We start from the raw sequence: 1,791 nt of genomic DNA, 5'->3' as shown, positions 1-1,791 counted from the left end.
CGGTGTCATCCAACCCTACCGTCCAGTTTTTAGTGTATATGGTGACTGCTCCCCGCCCTGACGGGCGAGGCTTCCAACTTCTTAGGCTGCAACCGGCGCGCGGCCGGATTTAAGCAAGCCTCCATTGGCAGGAACCGACAGTCCTTCGGCCCGTAGTTTGATAATACCCTGCTGGCGGATATTGATGGCGGCGTTGATGTCGCGGTCTCTTTCCGCATAACAGGCTGGGCACCTCCAGTTGCGCACCGACAACGGCAGGGACTCTACCTTGTGTCCGCAGCAGGAGCAGGTTTTGGAGCTGGCGAACCACTGGTCGATCTTGATCAGATATTTACCCTGCTCTTTCGCCTTGTATTCCAGTTTCTGAATCAGGCTGCACCAGCTTGCGTCTGCGATGTGCTTAGATAGCTTTCGATTCTTCAGCAGGTTTTTGACTTTTAGTGTCTCGACTACCACCGCTTGGTTTTCGTCAATAAGCTGTCGGGACAGGTTGTGCTGGAAATTAGCACGGGTATTCGCTAGACGCTCGTGCGCCTTAGCCAGTTTCAGCCGTGCCTGCGCACGGCCTTTGCTGCCCTTCTGGCAGCGCGAAAGGGCTTTCTGTTTGCGTCGCAGGTTCGACTGAGCGCGTTTCAGGAACCGAGGGTTATCAGTCTTATTCCCCTCCGAGTCGATAGCAAGATGGGTCAGCCCCATATCGACGCCCAGCACGGCATCAACGGTGTGCAATGGGGTGGGGGCTTCCATACTGTCCTCGACCAACAGCGAGGCGTAGTATTTCCCTGTGACAGTGCGTGACAGGGTGATGCTTTTAATAGCGCCTGTGATCTCGCGGTGGATACGCGCTTTGATCGGCCTCATCTTCGGCACTTTGATCCAGCTCTCACCCGCACTGACGCTCATGCAGTGGTAACTGGACTGCTTCCCGTGCTTGCGCTTGAACTTCGGGTAACGCGCTGGGAGCTTCGGGTCGAAGAAATTCTGAAAGGCTTTATCGAGGTTGATACAGGCTTGCTGCAAGGCAATCGAGTCAAAATTCTTGAGCCAATGATACTTGCGGGACTTCTTCGCCACCGTCAGCAGTGGCTTGAGGTCTTTCTTAGCGCGGAGTTTCGCGCCATGCCGCCGATACTGTGAACTGATGATATGCAGTGCCTTGTTGTACACGAACCGCGTAGCGCCGAACTGACGGTTAAGGAACTCCGCCTGCTCAGGTGTCGGGTAGATGCGTACTTTCGTGGCCTTTAACATTTCAGTGCTCATAGCTAGAATACAGCTATTATAGGCTTTAAGAAGGCAATTTAAAATGGGTGTACAAGATCATCCACCACTGAACGACTACCTGAAAAAACGTCACAGCGTTACGAAGTTAGTTGTACACCTGATCTTCACCACGAAGTACCGCCGTAAGCTGTTTGACGGTTACATGATCGAGCAACTGCGTGAAGCGTTTGAGTCGGCCTGCGAGAAGCTGGAGTGTGATCTGGTTGAAATGGATGGTGAGGGTGATCACGTCCACTTGCTCGTAAGTTATCCGCCCAAGCTGGCAGTTAGTGTGCTGGTGAACAACCTGAAATCTGTATCGTCACGCCGTATACGAATACTCAACACGCACATACCACGGCAGAGTAAAAGTGGGGCGGTGTGGTCACGCTCATACTTCGCATGTAGCGCCGGAGGGGCGACCATTGAGACTCTACGCGAGTACGTTCAGAGTCAGGCCACGCCTGAGTAGAACCGCTGCGCGGTTCCCGCTTGTATCCCCGCCCGATTGGGCGAGGGTTTACGCGG

The 1,791-nt window shown here is 53.9% G+C and carries 2 protein-coding genes; one reads left to right on the top strand and one right to left on the bottom strand.

Going from position 1 to position 1,791, the window contains the following annotated elements:
• Window positions 1-81 precede the first annotated feature (81 nt).
• A complete protein-coding gene (locus tag INT22_RS07060; protein ID WP_193067946.1) occupies window positions 82-1,251 on the bottom strand; it encodes an RNA-guided endonuclease TnpB family protein in 1,170 nt (389 codons plus the stop codon).
• 55 nt (window positions 1,252-1,306) lie between these two features.
• On the opposite strand from INT22_RS07060, the gene tnpA reads away from it, so the two are divergent.
• On the top strand, window positions 1,307-1,735 hold the full coding sequence (tnpA, locus tag INT22_RS07055; protein ID WP_193060291.1) for an IS200/IS605 family transposase: 429 nt from the start codon (window positions 1,307-1,309) through the stop codon (window positions 1,733-1,735).
• Window positions 1,736-1,791: the final 56 nt, after the last annotated feature.

The organism is Halomonas sp. 3D7M (assembly GCF_014897885.1).
Lineage (GTDB): Bacteria > Pseudomonadota > Gammaproteobacteria > Pseudomonadales > Halomonadaceae > Vreelandella.
This window is presented reverse-complemented; position numbering and strand designations above follow the sequence as displayed.

Excerpts from the sequence above, each read along its gene's own strand:
- INT22_RS07060 (WP_193067946.1), bottom strand. The coding sequence starts at position 1,251 with ATGTTAAAGGCCACGAAAGTACGCATCTACCCGACACCTGAGCAGGCG.
- tnpA (WP_193060291.1), top strand. The coding sequence starts at position 1,307 with ATGGGTGTACAAGATCATCCACCACTGAACGACTACCTGAAAAAACGT.